The 14,390-nt window shown below is 42.5% G+C and carries 16 protein-coding genes; 6 read left to right on the forward strand and 10 right to left on the reverse strand.

The window, feature by feature from the left end; genetic code table 11:
* Positions 1–56 precede the first annotated feature (56 nt).
* The gene (locus ABYB02_RS04695; protein ID WP_372761299.1) at positions 57–962 is read right to left on the reverse strand and encodes a phosphoribulokinase; all 906 of its coding nucleotides are present in this window, start codon (positions 960–962) and stop codon (positions 57–59) included.
* A 116-nt stretch (positions 963–1,078) separates the two neighbouring features.
* On the opposite strand from ABYB02_RS04695, the gene ABYB02_RS04700 reads away from it, so the two are divergent.
* A complete protein-coding gene (locus ABYB02_RS04700) occupies positions 1,079–1,966 on the forward strand; it encodes a TolB family protein (RefSeq protein ID WP_372761300.1) in 888 nt (295 codons plus the stop codon).
* A gap of 64 nt (positions 1,967–2,030) precedes the next feature.
* Positions 2,031–2,396, forward strand: a complete 366-nt coding sequence (locus ABYB02_RS04705; RefSeq protein WP_372761301.1) for a hypothetical protein — start codon at positions 2,031–2,033, stop codon at positions 2,394–2,396.
* A gap of 245 nt (positions 2,397–2,641) precedes the next feature.
* On the opposite strand, the gene ABYB02_RS04710 is transcribed toward ABYB02_RS04705, so the two are convergent.
* The 6 genes from ABYB02_RS04710 to ABYB02_RS04735 all read right to left on the reverse strand — a co-directional run bounded on the left by ABYB02_RS04710 (position 2,642) and on the right by ABYB02_RS04735 (position 8,255).
* Entirely contained in the window at positions 2,642–5,215 is a 2,574-nt protein-coding gene (locus ABYB02_RS04710) for a M1 family metallopeptidase (protein WP_372761302.1), read from the reverse strand.
* Positions 5,216–5,365: 150 nt separating this feature from the next.
* On the reverse strand, positions 5,366–6,046 hold the full coding sequence (locus tag ABYB02_RS04715; RefSeq protein ID WP_372761303.1) for a hypothetical protein: 681 nt from the start codon (positions 6,044–6,046) through the stop codon (positions 5,366–5,368).
* A gap of 226 nt (positions 6,047–6,272) precedes the next feature.
* On the reverse strand, positions 6,273–6,623 hold the full coding sequence (locus ABYB02_RS04720) for a DUF2750 domain-containing protein (RefSeq protein WP_372761304.1): 351 nt from the start codon (positions 6,621–6,623) through the stop codon (positions 6,273–6,275).
* Positions 6,624–6,640: 17 nt separating this feature from the next.
* The gene (locus ABYB02_RS04725; protein WP_372761305.1) at positions 6,641–7,216 is read right to left on the reverse strand and encodes a glutathione S-transferase family protein; all 576 of its coding nucleotides are present in this window, start codon (positions 7,214–7,216) and stop codon (positions 6,641–6,643) included.
* A 92-nt stretch (positions 7,217–7,308) separates the two neighbouring features.
* Complete coding sequence (locus tag ABYB02_RS04730; protein WP_372761306.1) at positions 7,309–7,590, reverse strand: peptidylprolyl isomerase; 282 nt, start codon at positions 7,588–7,590, stop codon at positions 7,309–7,311.
* Positions 7,591–7,676: 86 nt separating this feature from the next.
* Positions 7,677–8,255 carry a glutathione peroxidase gene (locus ABYB02_RS04735; protein WP_372761307.1) on the reverse strand — a complete coding sequence of 193 codons (579 nt, stop codon included), beginning with the start codon at positions 8,253–8,255 and terminating at the stop codon, positions 7,677–7,679.
* Between the two features lie 87 nt (positions 8,256–8,342).
* On the opposite strand from ABYB02_RS04735, the gene ABYB02_RS04740 reads away from it, so the two are divergent.
* Positions 8,343–8,831, forward strand: coding sequence for an N-acetyltransferase family protein (locus ABYB02_RS04740; RefSeq protein ID WP_372761308.1), 489 nt, complete (start codon positions 8,343–8,345; stop codon positions 8,829–8,831).
* Positions 8,832–8,846: 15 nt separating this feature from the next.
* Here ABYB02_RS04740 and queG read toward each other — a convergent pair whose 3' ends face one another.
* From queG to ABYB02_RS04755, 3 genes are all read right to left on the reverse strand, one after another.
* Positions 8,847–9,980: a tRNA epoxyqueuosine(34) reductase QueG gene (gene queG, locus ABYB02_RS04745; RefSeq protein ID WP_372761309.1), complete on the reverse strand. Its 1,134-nt coding sequence runs from the start codon at positions 9,978–9,980 to the stop codon at positions 8,847–8,849.
* 137 nt (positions 9,981–10,117) lie between these two features.
* Complete coding sequence (locus ABYB02_RS04750; RefSeq protein ID WP_372761310.1) at positions 10,118–10,816, reverse strand: glycerophosphodiester phosphodiesterase; 699 nt, start codon at positions 10,814–10,816, stop codon at positions 10,118–10,120.
* The gene (locus tag ABYB02_RS04755) at positions 10,813–11,679 is read right to left on the reverse strand and encodes a DMT family transporter (protein ID WP_372761311.1); all 867 of its coding nucleotides are present in this window, start codon (positions 11,677–11,679) and stop codon (positions 10,813–10,815) included. Before ABYB02_RS04755 ends, ABYB02_RS04750 begins: the two co-directional genes overlap by 4 nt.
* A 313-nt stretch (positions 11,680–11,992) precedes the next feature.
* Between ABYB02_RS04755 and ABYB02_RS04760 the strand changes: the two genes are divergently transcribed.
* The 3 genes from ABYB02_RS04760 to ABYB02_RS04770 form a co-directional block, all read left to right on the forward strand.
* Positions 11,993–13,108 (forward strand): sensor histidine kinase, encoded by a 1,116-nt coding sequence (locus ABYB02_RS04760; RefSeq protein WP_372761312.1) that lies wholly within the window; start codon positions 11,993–11,995, stop codon positions 13,106–13,108.
* Positions 13,105–13,719, forward strand: a complete 615-nt coding sequence (locus ABYB02_RS04765) for a DNA-binding response regulator (protein ID WP_372761313.1) — start codon at positions 13,105–13,107, stop codon at positions 13,717–13,719. The genes ABYB02_RS04760 and ABYB02_RS04765 overlap by 4 nt, the downstream gene beginning before the upstream one ends.
* 179 nt (positions 13,720–13,898) lie before the next feature.
* Positions 13,899–14,390 (forward strand): enoyl-CoA hydratase/isomerase family protein (locus tag ABYB02_RS04770; protein ID WP_372761314.1); only part of this gene is annotated, 492 nt, incomplete at its 3' end.

Genomic DNA, 14,390 nt, shown 5'->3' on the forward strand with positions numbered 1-14,390 from the left:
ATCTCCCCACAAGAAAATCAGCAGTGTACGTGAGTTAGCGAAAACAAAAAAGGGGGTTAAATAGGTAAATCGAGTGGGGCGAGGTTTTCGAGCGCGCGTTTTTTTAAAATAATGTCTTTGATCAGCGGTGTTAATACCAGCTCCATGGCCAAACCCATTTTACCGCCCGGTACCACTAAGGTGTTGATGCGCGACATAAAGCTGCCTTGGATCATTTGCAAATAGTAAGGAAAATCGACATCTTCAATGCCCCTAAAGCGGATCACCACAAAGCTTTCATCCAGCGATGGAATGTCTTTGGCGCTAAACGGGTTAGAAGTATCTACGGTTGGCACGCGTTGAAAGTTAATATGAGTACGCGAAAACTGTGGAGTGATATGGTTTATATAATCGTCCATACTGCGCACAATAGAGCCCATTACGGCTTCGCGAGAGTGGCCGCGATCTGAAGTGTCGCGGATCAACTTTTGGATCCACTCTAAGTTAATAATGGGCACCATGCCAATCAGTAAGTCGACATGTTTGGCAACATCGATATTATTTTCTTGATCAACCACCGCGCCATGCAATCCTTCATAAAATAAGATGTCGGTATTTGCTTCTAGATCTTGATATGGCGTAAAGGTGCCAGGTAACTGGTTATAAGGTACGGCTTCATCAAAGGTGTGCAAATAGCGTCGTAACTTACCTGCGCCGGTTTCACCATAGGTTTCAAATAAAGATTCTAATGCAGCAAAGTCGTTTGCTTCGCGGCCAAAGTAACTAATATGTTTACCTTCTTGCTGTGCTTCACGTACTTTTTTATCCATTTCTGGGCGGGTATAACGGTGAAAACTATCACCTTCAATAAGAGCTGCATCAATATTGAGACTACGGAAAATATGCTTAATTGCATTAGTTGTGGTCGTCGTTCCAGCGCCTGAAGAACCTGTTATTGCAATAATAGGGTGTTTAGCTGACATATTAATTCTCTTTTGTAAGACCCGGTTAGTTATAAAGATGTTGCTGGGCTAGGTCAAGTGACGTAATCAGCAAATAACGGTATCATGAGGTGCTTAAAAATAAAACGAGATATAGCATGAAATTTTTAAAACCATTATTAGCCCTGCTTTCATTCACGGCGTTAACTTTGTCAACGGCGCAGGCAAACATGTCAAAAAGCCAATTATTGTTAGCTGAGTTAAATACGCCCTATGGGCTACAAGTAAAAATTGTAAGCGACAGCAACAGTTATAATAACCAGCCGTCTATTCATCGCGACGGTATTTACTTCACCCACGAAGTCCTTAGCGAAGGGCAGAGCCAAACCGATATTGTTTATTACGACTTTGCCTCAAAGCAATTAACGAACCTTACCAATACTCCTGTAAGTGAATATTCACCTACCTTAATGCCAGCAGGTGATAGCTTGTCGGCCATTGTGGTGGAAGAAAATGGTAAGCAAAAGTTATGGCAATATCCGCTTAATCAGCAACAAAAGTCACGGCGCATTTTTGATTGGATAGAGCCGGTTGGCTATCATGCTTGGGGGATTGATGACGACTTAGTGATGTTTATTTTAGGTGAGCCGCATACGTTACAATACACCTCGGTGGCTGCTGCTAAAGGGCAGATAGTGGCAAGTAATATTGGTCGTACGTTAATTTATAATCAGTCATTGGCACAGTTTATATTTAGTTATACGCAAAACGAGCAGCACCATTTAGCGCGCTTTAATCCGCAAACTAAACAGGTAACCACGCTTTTTAGGTTGCCAACCCAAGTACAAGATTTTATTTTAAAAGATGACAACACCTTAGCGTATGCAGTTAAAAATAGAGTGTATCAACGTAGCCTTACAGGCAGCTCAGTAATATCGCAGTGGCTTGATTTAAGCACGTATTGCGAAACACAGATTACCCGCATGAGTTACAAACACGACAAACTGGCATTTGTGTGTGATGTAAGCGAAGACACATTTAAATAAATTTCAGACTTTATAGTGTGGATGCGTTAATGTAAGGCGCAAATTAATCAAAAAGGATTACAGCATGGCATACAGTGCAGACGAACTGACAGAGCAGTTGATTAAACTACAGTGCAGAAGTAATTTTAAAATTAAAAACATTGCCGAATACATGTTAGTTAATTCTAAAGAAGCGTTTTATACCCACAGCGAAGGCGGTAAAGGTAAAATAGTTATTCGCCCTGCATTTGAAGTGTTTAGCGATGATTTTAGCGACATTGATGGCGTAGTGCGTACGCAAGGCTATTTTCATAGCAGTGAAATGACTCGTTTTCCTACCCGTATTTATAAAAGTGCGCAGCCAATTCATTACGGCGTGGCATTTAAAATTAATTCAGCGCAAGCAGCAAAAGACTTTATCGCCAAATTAACGATGATATTAGGTGGTTAATAGATTGGTGCAGGGTTAAAGGTGCAAGATAAAATCTTTAACCTTTAACCCTTAATCTTTGTCTTTAATCACTAGCTCTAAAAGCGCAGCGCCTCTTAATCTCTTTGTGAATAAATTTTTTAAGATCTTATTACACAAAGAGAAGACAATGAGAAGTAAATGAGAAAACATCAGCCATTAGCCCGAGTTTGAGGTTTTCGGCCCGTTACCCGTTGCCCGCAGCCCGCCATTCTTTAACCTTTAATTTATTTACTTTTTAAGAACTGATTAACCGATTCTAACTCGCGGGTTTTTAACGCAATACAGTCTTGAGTGCTTTCTTCAAGCTTACTCAAAGTACGTGCGTAACCTGCTACCTCAGTTAGTTTTTGGTTAAAAAAGGCTTTCGTTTTAGCTAAGCTTGCGGCATCACAACTTGCCGTCGTAAAGTACGGTAAATTAGGAATAAAGAACGGCGGTAAACTTGCGGTTACTTTATCGTAGTTGTTGTAAACCCAATCAATAAACAGTGCTTGGCGTTCATCGGTGTAGCTTTGACCGGCTAAAATAGTGCGCATATCAGAGGCGGTTACCGCGTCCGTTAAGCTATAGTCTAAAACGCTGCGTTGTAACTCAGGGTTAGCAAAATAGCCCATAGCAGCGAGCATATTAGTACGTACTTGCGGGTTTTTAGTGGTTTTAAAGGTCGTGATAAACTGTGCGAGCAGTGCTTTATCGCCGTTAAACGCTGCAAGCTTAAGGTAAGTCCCTGCTAGGTAAGGATCGACTTTTTGCGGATCTTGTAAATAAACTTGCGTTTGCTGCTTTGCTTTATTGATCACGTTTTTATCTTCGCCATCAAAGCCTAATCGTGAGACTACCGCAGCGCGCAGTTGTGAAATAGCGCCATTTTCTCCCGCTTTTGCTGTTAAGCCATATTTTTTAGCGGCAGGGGTGACTGCCGCACGAATAAATTTAGGCCATAGCTCTTTATTGCTGTCGTCTTTAAATGTACGCTGCTGCGCAACTAAATAACCCAATGCGGTGTTGGCAACCCGCGGATGGCTGTCGCTCACAAACACTTCTAAGGTTTGCATGAGTTTAGCCGCCGAAATTACGCCCGCATCAAGTAATGCATCGGTGGCTGATAATAACGCTAAGCGTTCACGATCGCTCAATACGCTGGCAGCATTGTCGATAAGCGCGCTAAATTGTGCGTCATCCATAACCCAGCGATAGTAACCTAATGCACCTTGATCGGGGTAAATCCACTCTGGAGCAAAATCTAATTCAACTGTTTGCTGAGGCTTATTAAGTAATACACTGGCCGTGGCTACTTTGTTGCCGGCGCCATACTTTATCGCCACCGGCACATTCCATAATTGCGCGGGAGCATCAACGCCGGCATTTGCAAAGCGGCTTTGTGAAAGTGTGAGCTGTTTGCCTTGCTGCGCTACCTTAATTAACGGATAAGATGACTGCTCAATAAATGACTTTAATACGCTCGCAACATCTTTATTGGCGGCTTTACCGAGTGCGTGCCATAAGTCAGCGGCTTCGGCATTTTTATACGAAAACGCTGTTAAGTAGTTTTGAATACCGTGTTGAAACGCGTCTTCGCCAATCCAGTTTTCAACCATGGCTAATACGGCGCTGCCTTTACTGTATGCCAGCCCTAAACCGTCCATAATATCGGCTTCGGTCTTAATTGGCTTACGTATCGGTTTAGTGCTTAAGCGGGCATCCAGCGCCATCACATTGTTTTGTGGTAAATCTAAATGCGATTCAAATTCAGGATTAAGCTGCTTCGTAATTTTGGCTGCCATCCAGCTTGCAAATGCTTCGTTTAACCATAAGTCGTTCCACCATTTCATGGTGACTAAGTTACCGTACCATTGGTGCGCAAGCTCGTGGGCAATAATAGATACATTACGTTGCTTTTTACTGCGTGTCGCGGCGGCTAAATCCAGCAATAAAATATCTTCGCGGTAAGTGACTAACCCAGAGTTTTCCATAGCGCCAAACGGAAATTCAGGCACTGCCACTGAGTCTAGTTTTTTATACACGTAAGGCATGCCAAAGTATGCTTCAAGTGCAGCTAATACACGCGGCATATTGTGTTTGGCGTAATCCGCTAAGTGCAGTTTACCTTGCGGAGTAATAACGCGCCCGGGCACCGACATACCTTCAATCTCTAGCTCTTCAAATGGCCCTACTGCCATCGCCACTAGGTAGGATGGAATAGGTGGTGTTTTGTCAAAGTAGTGAGTGGTCATATCGCCATTAACTGTGGTTTTAAGCTCAGGGGTATTAGCGTAGACTTTTTGTGATGTTGGCGCGGTGATGGTTAATTGAAACGGAATCTTATAACTAGGCTCATCAAACACCGGAAACGCGCGACGCGCATCGCTCATTTCAAATTGGGTAAATAAGTAGGGGACTCCTTGATCGAGCGTTTTATATAAGCCGACACTTTGGCGATTATAAGGCGCCGAAAAGTCAATTTTTAAGGTGTAATTGCCCGGTTGAATTTGCTCATCACAGCTAAATTTAACTTTACCGGTTTTCAGCATTTCGCTGCTTAAATCGCAGTCTTGCTCGCCCAGTAATTGCGCCATTTTGGTGGCATAGGCCACTCCATTAAGTTCAATATAGTGTGTGGGCTTGAGTACTGCTAGGCTTATTTCGGTGCTGCCAGTAAAGCTGTCTTGGCTTGGATCAAGCGTTAACACAACCTGTTGTGAGCTGGGTTTAGCCAGTTTTTCAATTACGAACTCGTTGGCAGTTGCCGTATTCATTGCCAGTGCAACGCTCACGGTTAATAGACTTTTTAGAAACATAGTGATCCCTAATTTATTATTGTTATAACGGATTTTCGTTGAGCACAGCATTGCTGAGTGCCCTATTATAGGCACACATCCTAGCAGCTTTTATTTAATGCGTAATTACTGCAGCGTGGCTTTTTGTTGGGGAAATAGTAACAAAGTTTGTCAGTGGCTTTCGCGTGCTATAAAGCGGTGCCACTGCAGCTGTGGGTTTATAATGCGGATTTGTTGAACAACGTTATTTAACAGTGTGATATCACTAAAGTTGGCGTGTGGGTATTCGTTAAACCCCATCAGGTAATTAAAGGCGTCTTTAGAGCCTGCTTGTAGCGCATAAATACGTATTTGCTGTTCAAAGTTAAGTCGCAGACTGCTAATCGCGGTTTTCATACCGAGTCGATCAACATTGGGAATAGCACATTTTTGTAAATAGCCAGCGCGTTCGCCTTCACCCGAAAACCAAATGCGCACTTTTTCGCTGTAGCGTCCTGTTTTAGCGGGTAAATCAAACATTAACCGTGACTGGTTTTGTGATTTTATAAAGGCTAGGTAGTCATTAAAGCCGGCTGTGATTAGCGCCTGATGCACCGGAACAAGGCGAGGTTTTATTTTTCCATGAGTATGAAAATTAAAGCATAAAATGCCTTGTTCAACAGTGAGGTCGTTGAGAGTTAAACAGCCTATTTCGTCACTATAAGCGCCGCTGTAGTAGGCAATTAACGGTAGCCAAAAGTGCCAGTGTTTTGCTTGCTCGCGTGCAACACGGCTATCACTATAAATATAGCCGGTGTACAGCGTGTGCAGCTCCATAGCTGAAAAGGGACGGCGACCAAGATGGGTTTTCAACGCTTTACCTTAAAAATAACAACAGCCTGCATTTTATACCCAAAACATAAGTTGATGCGAGTTTGCGCCGCCAAAAAGATGCAGTTAATTATATTTTTGTAAAATAAACAATTATAAATCAATGTATTGTTATCGGTGATGGCAAACGCTGTGGGGCGGGAATAAAACGCAAAAGCCCAGCTAACATTGCTGCGAGCTGGGCTTTTTAGTCTGCTTATAAAGGCGTTTACTCGCTTAATGCGCGCGCTAAACCAACCGGTTCAATTTCTACGCATACTTGGTCATCATTCCAATTAAGGCCAACCAAGGCGTTATCTTCGTTTAAGTCTTCTACCCAGTCGTCTAAAAACTCATCGAGATTAATTTCAACTGGGGTGTATTCTTGCCATTCTTCTTTACACTGTGCTTTTGCGGCCGCTTCAGTTTCCCACAGTAATAACACATCGGTGTCGGCAAACTGATTTGACTCGCATACTACAAAACCATCATCTTGTGCACCGAGTGCCCAAAGTTGTTCGCTACTACGCACTTTTTCTACAAAGCTAACTAGTTCTGATTCAATTTCGATATCGCTCATGTGTTCACCTTTTAAAATTATCGAGGATTGGTCTGTTGTGCAGCCGGTCGCTGACTAAATGTTTCATGAAAAGCAACCAACTGCGTGTGTTGGCTAAAGTCGGTTAGTTCACGAAAGCAAATCCAATCGAGCAAACAGTATAAACTGATGTTGAGGCATTCACAGCTTTTAAATGCGTCATCAGTTAAATGGTTATTTAAATAGTGTAGAGTTTGCGCGATACGTTCGTTTTGTAGGTTAAAAAATAATTTATCCGCTTGCGTATCAAACCCCGAACGCTGACACAGTAGCATTTCTACTAACGAATCGTTACAAGCGTTAATCGTGGTAAGCAACTGCTCTTGAGGCCAGCTAAGTTTAGCGTGCCCATGCTTTTCAAGTAGGTAGCGTAAAATAGCGCTAGAATCCCCTAAGGTTAAATCGCCATCAATAATAATCGGGATTTTACCAGCAGGGTTGTTATTAAGCATGGTTGGGCGGTCTTGCGTGGAAAAAATATCTAAGTTTATAAATTCTAATTCACAGTGGTTTTCGTGTGCCCAAATGCGCACACGGCGAACATAAGGTGAGGTTACCGAACCAAGTAGCTGCATAATCACTCCATAAAAAAGCCGCAAATGCGGCTTTATTGTTAAACCCAGAGCGTATTAAACTGTGAGGCTAAACGCGATCTGGTTTTATAAAATTACTCTGTACGGCTGGTTACTTCTAATAAATGGTAACCAAACTGTGTTTGCACTGGGCCTTGTACTTGATTAATTGGCGCTGAAAAAACCACTTTATCAAACTCTGGTACCATCATACCTGGACCAAATTCACCTAATGCACCACCATCTTGACCAGAAGGGCAATTAGAGTGTGCTTTTGCAAGCTCAGCAAAGCTTTCGCCTTGTTCAATTTTTGCTTTTAAGTCCAAGCATTGTGCTTCGCTATCTACTAATATGTGCCTTGCGGTTGCTACCGTCATAAAATCTCCTCGTTATAAAGCTGATGCTTTTTTAGTCATCTTAAATGATATCTTAGTTAGTTTATACTAATTGTACCAATTTTTAGCTAGTTTATAGTTAAGCTGTGTTCAATTGCCGTGATAAGTTGTGGCGAATCGGGTGCCACTTTACTGTTAAAGCGAGTAATTGTTTGGCGATCGGCCGAAACTAAGTACTTATAAAAATTCCAATTGGGTGAGCTGGTTTGCGCGTTTAAGTGTTTAAAAATAGGGTTTACATCACTGCCACGCACGGCGCTGGTGGCCAGCATAGGAAAGGTGACACCGTAATTTATAAAGCATACTTTTGCGGTGGCTTGTTCGTTATCTTCCTCTTGAAAAAAATCATTTGAAGGAAAGCCTATGACCATTAAACCTTGCTGTTTGTATTGTTGATAAACGGTTTCTAGCGCTTTAAATTGCTCAGTAAAACCACAGTTACTAGCAGTATTAACGATTAACAGCGGCTTGTTTTTAAACTCACACAAATTAAGGGTGTCGGTAGTGCGCAGCTTTCTAAGTGACACGTTGGTAAAGTCATCGCAAGTGTTTAGCGTTGCCTGAGCAGGGCGAGAGTCTGCGGCATTGATGGGTAGCGAAACTACGCTGAGTGCGACCGTTAAACCAAGTAGTATATTTTTTATCATGTTGTTACCTTGAGTGCGCGTTATGGGTATTTATGTAACTTATCATACGTTACTATAAACAATATTGAGCACTTTTAACGACTTTCTATGACGATACGTTTAGCAAAACCCGATGATATTACGGCCATTGTCGCGATTTACAATGAAACCATAGCGAGCCGAATGGTGACCGCCGATACCGAAGCGGTCAGCGTTGCTGATAAACAACCGTGGTTTGACAGCCATAGCGCACAACGGCCTATTTTTGTTTACTGCGAAAATAACCAAGTATTAGCGTGGCTGAGTTATAAATCGTTTTATGGTCGCCCAGCGTATAACGGCACGGTAGAAATTAGTATTTATATTACCAATGCGGCGCGCGGTAAAGGCTTGGGGAAACAATTAATGGCGTTTGCTGAAGAACACGCTCAGCAACTTAATATAAAGGTACTATTGGGCTTTATTTTCAGCCACAACCTGCCCAGCATTAACTTATTTAAACGCTTTGACTATAGTGTGTGGGGCGAGTTGCCTGAAGTCGCTATTATGGACAACACCCCCTATAGTCTCACCATTATGGGTAAGCATTTACCTTAACCACTAAGCTGTAACTTATGCGTCGCGCGGCAGGCCTTTTTCAACAATACGGATCAAGCGCGCTGTTTTACGTAATTTTTCTCGTTGTTTGTCGTTTTGTTGTTGTAGCGCCCATTCAATATGCTCTAACACTAATTCACTGCAATCTAAGCGCTTGGCTTCTAGGGCATGAATAATGGCGGGGCTAAATTCGGCATTACCTAAGCCGACGGCTAAATTACGTAACCAACGCTCGTGCCCAATACGACGAATCGGGCTGCCTTCGGTATTTTTTAAAAAGGTGGCTTCGTCCCAGCTAAATAGCGCCAGTAGGTCTTGATCTTTTAATTGTGTACGCGGATGAAAGTCGGCTTCGTCGGTAAGCTGGCCATAACGGTTCCACGGGCACACCAGTTGACAGTCGTCACAGCCGTAAACGCGGTTGCCTAGTAAGGGCCGATATTGCTCAGGAATAGGGCCTTGCAGCTCTATGGTTAAATACGAAATACATTTACGTGCATCCACCACATACGGCTCTACAATGGCGCCGGTAGGGCATAAAGTAATGCAGGCGACGCATTTGCCACAGCCTTCAAACTCATTGGGGTTATCAATCGGCAGTGGTAAATCAACAAATAACTCGCCGAGAAAAAACCACGAACCCGCTTGTTTATTAATTAATAACGAATGCTTACCGCGCCAGCCTAATCCGGCTTTTTCTGCTAGTTGACGTTCCAGTACTGGGGCTGAATCAACAAATGGGCGAAAGCCATAGCCGCCAATTTCTTGCTCTATTTTTTGACCGAGCTTTTTTAGGCGGTTGCGCATTAATTTATGATAATCGCGACCCAAAGCATAACGGCTAATATAGGCTTTCTCTGGGTTTTTAAGCGTTTTCGCAAAGCCAGCATCGGGCGGCAGGTAATTCATTTTTACCGAAATAACCCGTTGTGTACCGGGCACTAATTCTGCGGGGCGCGCGCGCTTCATACCATGGGCGGCCATGTAATCCATGCTGCCATGATAGCCTGCATCAAGCCAGCGCTGTAATTGCGCTTCATGTTTACTGAGATCTATATCGGTAATGCCCACTTCGCTAAAGCCAAGCGCTTGCCCCCACTGCTTTATTTGTTGGGCCAGTTTTTCATAATTAGGAGTTGCGTCGCTCATCGGCTGTTGTCGCTTATAAACTTGAGTATGGTTACTGAACCAATACAATTCGATCAATAGCCGTGTAATTTACCATAATTGCTCAGCAGTGAATATGCTATCGCTGGCTAGCCGCCGTTATTTAAAGCAGGTAAATATCAACTTAGCTGCGCTATGTGCTGTTTTGTGGCAGCCGGGTAATTGGTAAACACGCCGTCTACACCATAATTGTGCAGCAACTGGATATCGGCTGGCTTATCCACTGTATAGCAATACACTTTTAAGCCACGTTGCTTGGCATCATCAACAAACGCCTGATTGATAAAGTTTTTATCTATATGAATACTGTATGCAGCTAACTGCTCTGCAAACTTGGCATAGTGCAGCGGTATCGATGCGGTGAGTGCACCCATGTTTAGCCAAGGTAAGCGTTGTTTAAGCCAAGCTAGTTGGTGATGATCGAACGACGACACTAACAAGTTGTCGGCGGTTATCAGTTTGTTGGCGATGTTTTGTTCTAGTTGGGCGGCAAAGTTTTCTAGCTGAAAGGTATGTTTAAGCTCTAAATTTAACAGTGTTTGATTATTATTCCAGTTAAATAATTGCTGTAAAGTTGGCACTTTTTCGCCGTTACCGGCATCGAATTGCATAATATGCGCGGCAGTAAACAAACACACTTTACCTTTGCCAGTGGTGGTTCTATCTAGCCAAGTATCATGAATGATCATGTAATCATCCAGCGCGCTTTGTACATCAACTTCAATGCCATCGACGCCAATGTTTAACGCCGCCATAATGGCACTTTGCGTGTTTTCAGGGAAGTGCCCGCTGGCACCACGGTGAGCAAATACTTTCATTGGCGTGATTTCCGTGTGATAGACCAAGTCTCAAAACAGGCAGCGCTGACAATTAATGCCCCACCCATAAAGGTGGCAATAGAAGGGCGCTCATGCAAAATTATTATAGCTAATAATGTACCATACAGTGGCTGCAGACAAGCAATCAGCCCTGCGGTTGCCGCCGATAAGTGCTTTAAACTGGCCGCAAATAAAGAGTGCGGGGCGGCGGTAAATATGACCCCTGCCACTACAATGAGCAGCAAGTCGTGATCTTCAACTGCATAAATAGGCACTTCAATAAAGGCGCACAGTATTAAGCTGGCCACCAAGGTCTGATAAAACATGGTTTGTGGGCCACCATATTGATTAAAGTAACGTTTGTGGGTGATATTACGAATGGCAAAAAAGAATGCTGAAATAACGCCCGTGATCACCCCAAGTGTGACATCGTCGCCTAAATTAGCACTCGGTACTAATAAGTAAATACCCACTAACACCGCGGCCGCACTAATAATATCTTTCGCCTTGGGCTTACTGTTATGAAAAAAAGGCTCCAAAAATACTGTTATTACTGGGTAACTAAAAAAAGCCAGCATGCCCACGGTAATGCCCGCCAATTGCATTCCAGCAAAATAGGTCACCCAATGTATGCCTACCGCCACGCCCAGTAATAGCGCAATTAAGTAATCTTTTGTGTGGTTTAGCCGAATGGGCTTTTTTTGCATACTCAGCAACATAAAGATTGCTAGCCCAGCAATAGCCGAGCGATACACGGTAATATCGAGTGCGTTTAAGCCAATTAACTTAGCGAACAGAGCGGTGCCGCCAAACAGTAATACGGCAATATGGAGGTAAATTAAACTTTGCTGTTGCGACTGCATTACGTTTCCTTGTGGTGTTTTTCGCATTTTAGCATTACAGCCAAACCCTTAAGATGAATATTTTTAATCTATGACAAATGTCAGCAAAGTTAATGACACATTACACTCAAATTACTGTTGAGAGTTGACATAGTTAAGCTATGCAAATGGAGAGCACCATGAATAGTTTAATTTTAATCAGTTTAACAATTAGCGAATTTTTTGACATACACAACGTTACAATCACGGGAATAGGTTACTTTATACTATTCGCTGTTTTTGTGTTATTGAGTAACCACCTAACGATAAATAAAAACATGCCAGAGGTGTTAGCATGAATTCACTTAACACGGTTTCTGAACCAATAGATAAAGGCTTGAGGAAATACGGTCATTTAATTTTTACCGGTTTTTATTTATTACCATTAATCATTGATTACGCCCACTTTACGGCTAATCAAATTACCATGTCTTTAGCGTGTTACATGGCGTTTATTTTGCTCTATGTTAAAGCATTAAACTGTGAAAATTCAGGCACAAATAGTGGCACTACCAAGTTAGTTATCGCCATGCTATTGATTAGCTTTATTGCAACGTTTTATTCCACAGGCACACCGACCTTATTTGGCTTTATTGCTTATATTATCGGTTATGGCTATCACCAGCAGAAGCGTATTTATCTCGCGTTAGTGCTCATTTTCACCGTGTTGTTAAGTACCTATTTGGCAGATATTGGCAAAGCGGAGTACTTTTTAGCGGTGTCGTTAATTTTAACCGCAACCTTATTTAGTTACGGCATTGCCGCAAAAAGAGAGCAGCGCTATAAAGCGCGCGAGCAACAAAATGCGACACAACTAGAGCAACTCGCTGCGATAGCTGAGCGCGAACGCATTGCACGCGATTTACATGATATTTTAGGTCACTCGCTTTCATCTATTGCGTTAAAAGCGGAGTTAGCGAATAAATTAAACCACAGTGAACGTTACACACAAGCCAATAACGAAATCGCACAGGTCGCAGAGCTTGCAAGGCAGCTGCTGAGCGATGTAAGAAATGCGGTGAGTGATTTAAAGCAGCTTAACCTTTCGAGTAAAATCTCTCAATTAAAACAAAGGTTAATCGAGCAAGGTTTTGAGGTTGAATGTAACGTAAGCTTATCGGGATTACCGGCTAAAGTAGAGAGTATAGCAAGCCTAATAATCACAGAAGCGGTGACGAATTTACTGCGCCATAGCAGTACAAAGAAATGTGTCATTAATATAGCGCAAAGCCAGCAGCAATTACTCATAACTGTGATTGATACGAGCGTATGCAGTGCATTAAAGCAGGGTAATGGCTTAAAGGGAATCAAAGAGCGCGCAGTGCAATTAAAGGGTACGGCAACATTCAGCTGTAAGAATAACTTTAGTTTAAATGTAATGCTGCCATTAACGACGAAGGATTTACCATGATCAAAGTGTATTTAGTAGAAGATCAGGCGTTAGTGCGCGATGCAATCGCAGCCTTGCTTGGCTTAGATTTCAATATAGAAGTTATTGGTCAAGCGAGTAATGGCCAAGATGCACTGGCAGCGATAAGCCGGCTTGAAAGTAATGCTCTGCCCGATATTATTTTAACTGATATTGAAATGCCGCAGATGAACGGTATCGAGTTGAGTGAACAAGTAGCAGCCAAATACCCTGCGATAAAAGTCGTTATTATGACCACCTTTTCACGTGCCGGTTACATTCGGCGTTCATTAAGCGCTGGAGTAAAAGGTTTTATTTTAAAAGAAGCGCCGAGTGATGAATTAATTATAGCCCTTAAAAAAGTAATGCAGGGGCAAAAGGTAATCGATGCTGAGCTTGCGATTAATGCACTCGATGACTCAGATCCACTCACCGATAAAGAGCGCAAAGCCTTAAAGCTTGCAAGCGACGGGCTTAAAACCAGTGAAATAGCTAAACAGTTATTTATCAGCGAAGGGACCACGCGTAATTACCTTTGTGATGCGATAGCAAAATTAAATGCCACAAATCGCATTGATGCGGCGCGCATAGCTAAGCAAAAGGGCTGGTTATAAGCCAAAGCGCAAATATAAAGCAAATTAACTTAGCTGCAGCGATGTTTAAACATTGAAAACGTAATACTGGGTTTATAAATTTTGTACAACGTATTAGTATGCTCATGATAAATATAAAAGTAATGAAAAGTAATGAAAAGTACTGAAAAAGCATCTAAAAGCACTTAATGAGGGAACAAATGACACGTTTTATAGCATTATCAACAGAACAAAGCACAGCGGTATTAACGATGAACACCAGCGAAAACCGCCATAACCCCGCGTTTTTGACCGAGTTAAACCAACACTTAGATCACATTGAGGCCGATCACAGTATTAAAGCCGTGGTACTGACTTCCAGCAGTGAAAAAAATTGGTCGCTGGGTATCGATCTTGAATGGATGGCGAACCCCAGCCACACGCCAGCGGTTATTGCCAGCTTTATGAGTGATGTCACGCAGTTATTAAAACGTATTGTGACGTTTCCTATGCCTATCATTGCGGCGTTAAATGGCCATACATATGGCAATGGTGCGGTACTGGCATGCGCCTGTGACTTTCGTTTAATGAAGTCAGACAAAGGCTTTTTTTGTTTTCCTGAAGTGGATGTGATGGTGCCATTTTTACCGTCTATGTTTCCCATTATTAATAAAGCGCTACCACACACATTTTTTAATCGTTTAGCGATGTCG

Origin of the sequence: Pseudoalteromonas sp. (genome assembly GCF_041613455.1) — a bacterium.
Lineage (GTDB): Bacteria > Pseudomonadota > Gammaproteobacteria > Enterobacterales > Alteromonadaceae > Pseudoalteromonas.

What these genes read in the sequence shown, in the direction of transcription:
- ABYB02_RS04695 (WP_372761299.1), bottom strand. Translation starts at nt 962, where the DNA reads ATGTCAGCTAAACACCCTATTATTGCAATAACAGGTTCTTCAGGCGCT.
- ABYB02_RS04700 (WP_372761300.1), top strand. Translation starts at nt 1,079, where the DNA reads ATGAAATTTTTAAAACCATTATTAGCCCTGCTTTCATTCACGGCGTTA.
- ABYB02_RS04705 (WP_372761301.1), top strand. Translation starts at nt 2,031, where the DNA reads ATGGCATACAGTGCAGACGAACTGACAGAGCAGTTGATTAAACTACAG.
- ABYB02_RS04710 (WP_372761302.1), bottom strand. Translation starts at nt 5,215, where the DNA reads ATGTTTCTAAAAAGTCTATTAACCGTGAGCGTTGCACTGGCAATGAAT.
- ABYB02_RS04720 (WP_372761304.1), bottom strand. Translation starts at nt 6,623, where the DNA reads ATGAGCGATATCGAAATTGAATCAGAACTAGTTAGCTTTGTAGAAAAA.
- ABYB02_RS04725 (WP_372761305.1), bottom strand. Translation starts at nt 7,216, where the DNA reads ATGCAGCTACTTGGTTCGGTAACCTCACCTTATGTTCGCCGTGTGCGC.
- ABYB02_RS04730 (WP_372761306.1), bottom strand. Translation starts at nt 7,590, where the DNA reads ATGACGGTAGCAACCGCAAGGCACATATTAGTAGATAGCGAAGCACAA.
- ABYB02_RS04735 (WP_372761307.1), bottom strand. Translation starts at nt 8,255, where the DNA reads ATGATAAAAAATATACTACTTGGTTTAACGGTCGCACTCAGCGTAGTT.
- ABYB02_RS04740 (WP_372761308.1), top strand. Translation starts at nt 8,343, where the DNA reads ATGACGATACGTTTAGCAAAACCCGATGATATTACGGCCATTGTCGCG.
- queG (WP_372761309.1), bottom strand. Translation starts at nt 9,980, where the DNA reads ATGAGCGACGCAACTCCTAATTATGAAAAACTGGCCCAACAAATAAAG.
- ABYB02_RS04750 (WP_372761310.1), bottom strand. Translation starts at nt 10,816, where the DNA reads ATGAAAGTATTTGCTCACCGTGGTGCCAGCGGGCACTTCCCTGAAAAC.
- ABYB02_RS04755 (WP_372761311.1), bottom strand. Translation starts at nt 11,679, where the DNA reads ATGCAGTCGCAACAGCAAAGTTTAATTTACCTCCATATTGCCGTATTA.
- ABYB02_RS04760 (WP_372761312.1), top strand. Translation starts at nt 11,993, where the DNA reads ATGAATTCACTTAACACGGTTTCTGAACCAATAGATAAAGGCTTGAGG.
- ABYB02_RS04765 (WP_372761313.1), top strand. Translation starts at nt 13,105, where the DNA reads ATGATCAAAGTGTATTTAGTAGAAGATCAGGCGTTAGTGCGCGATGCA.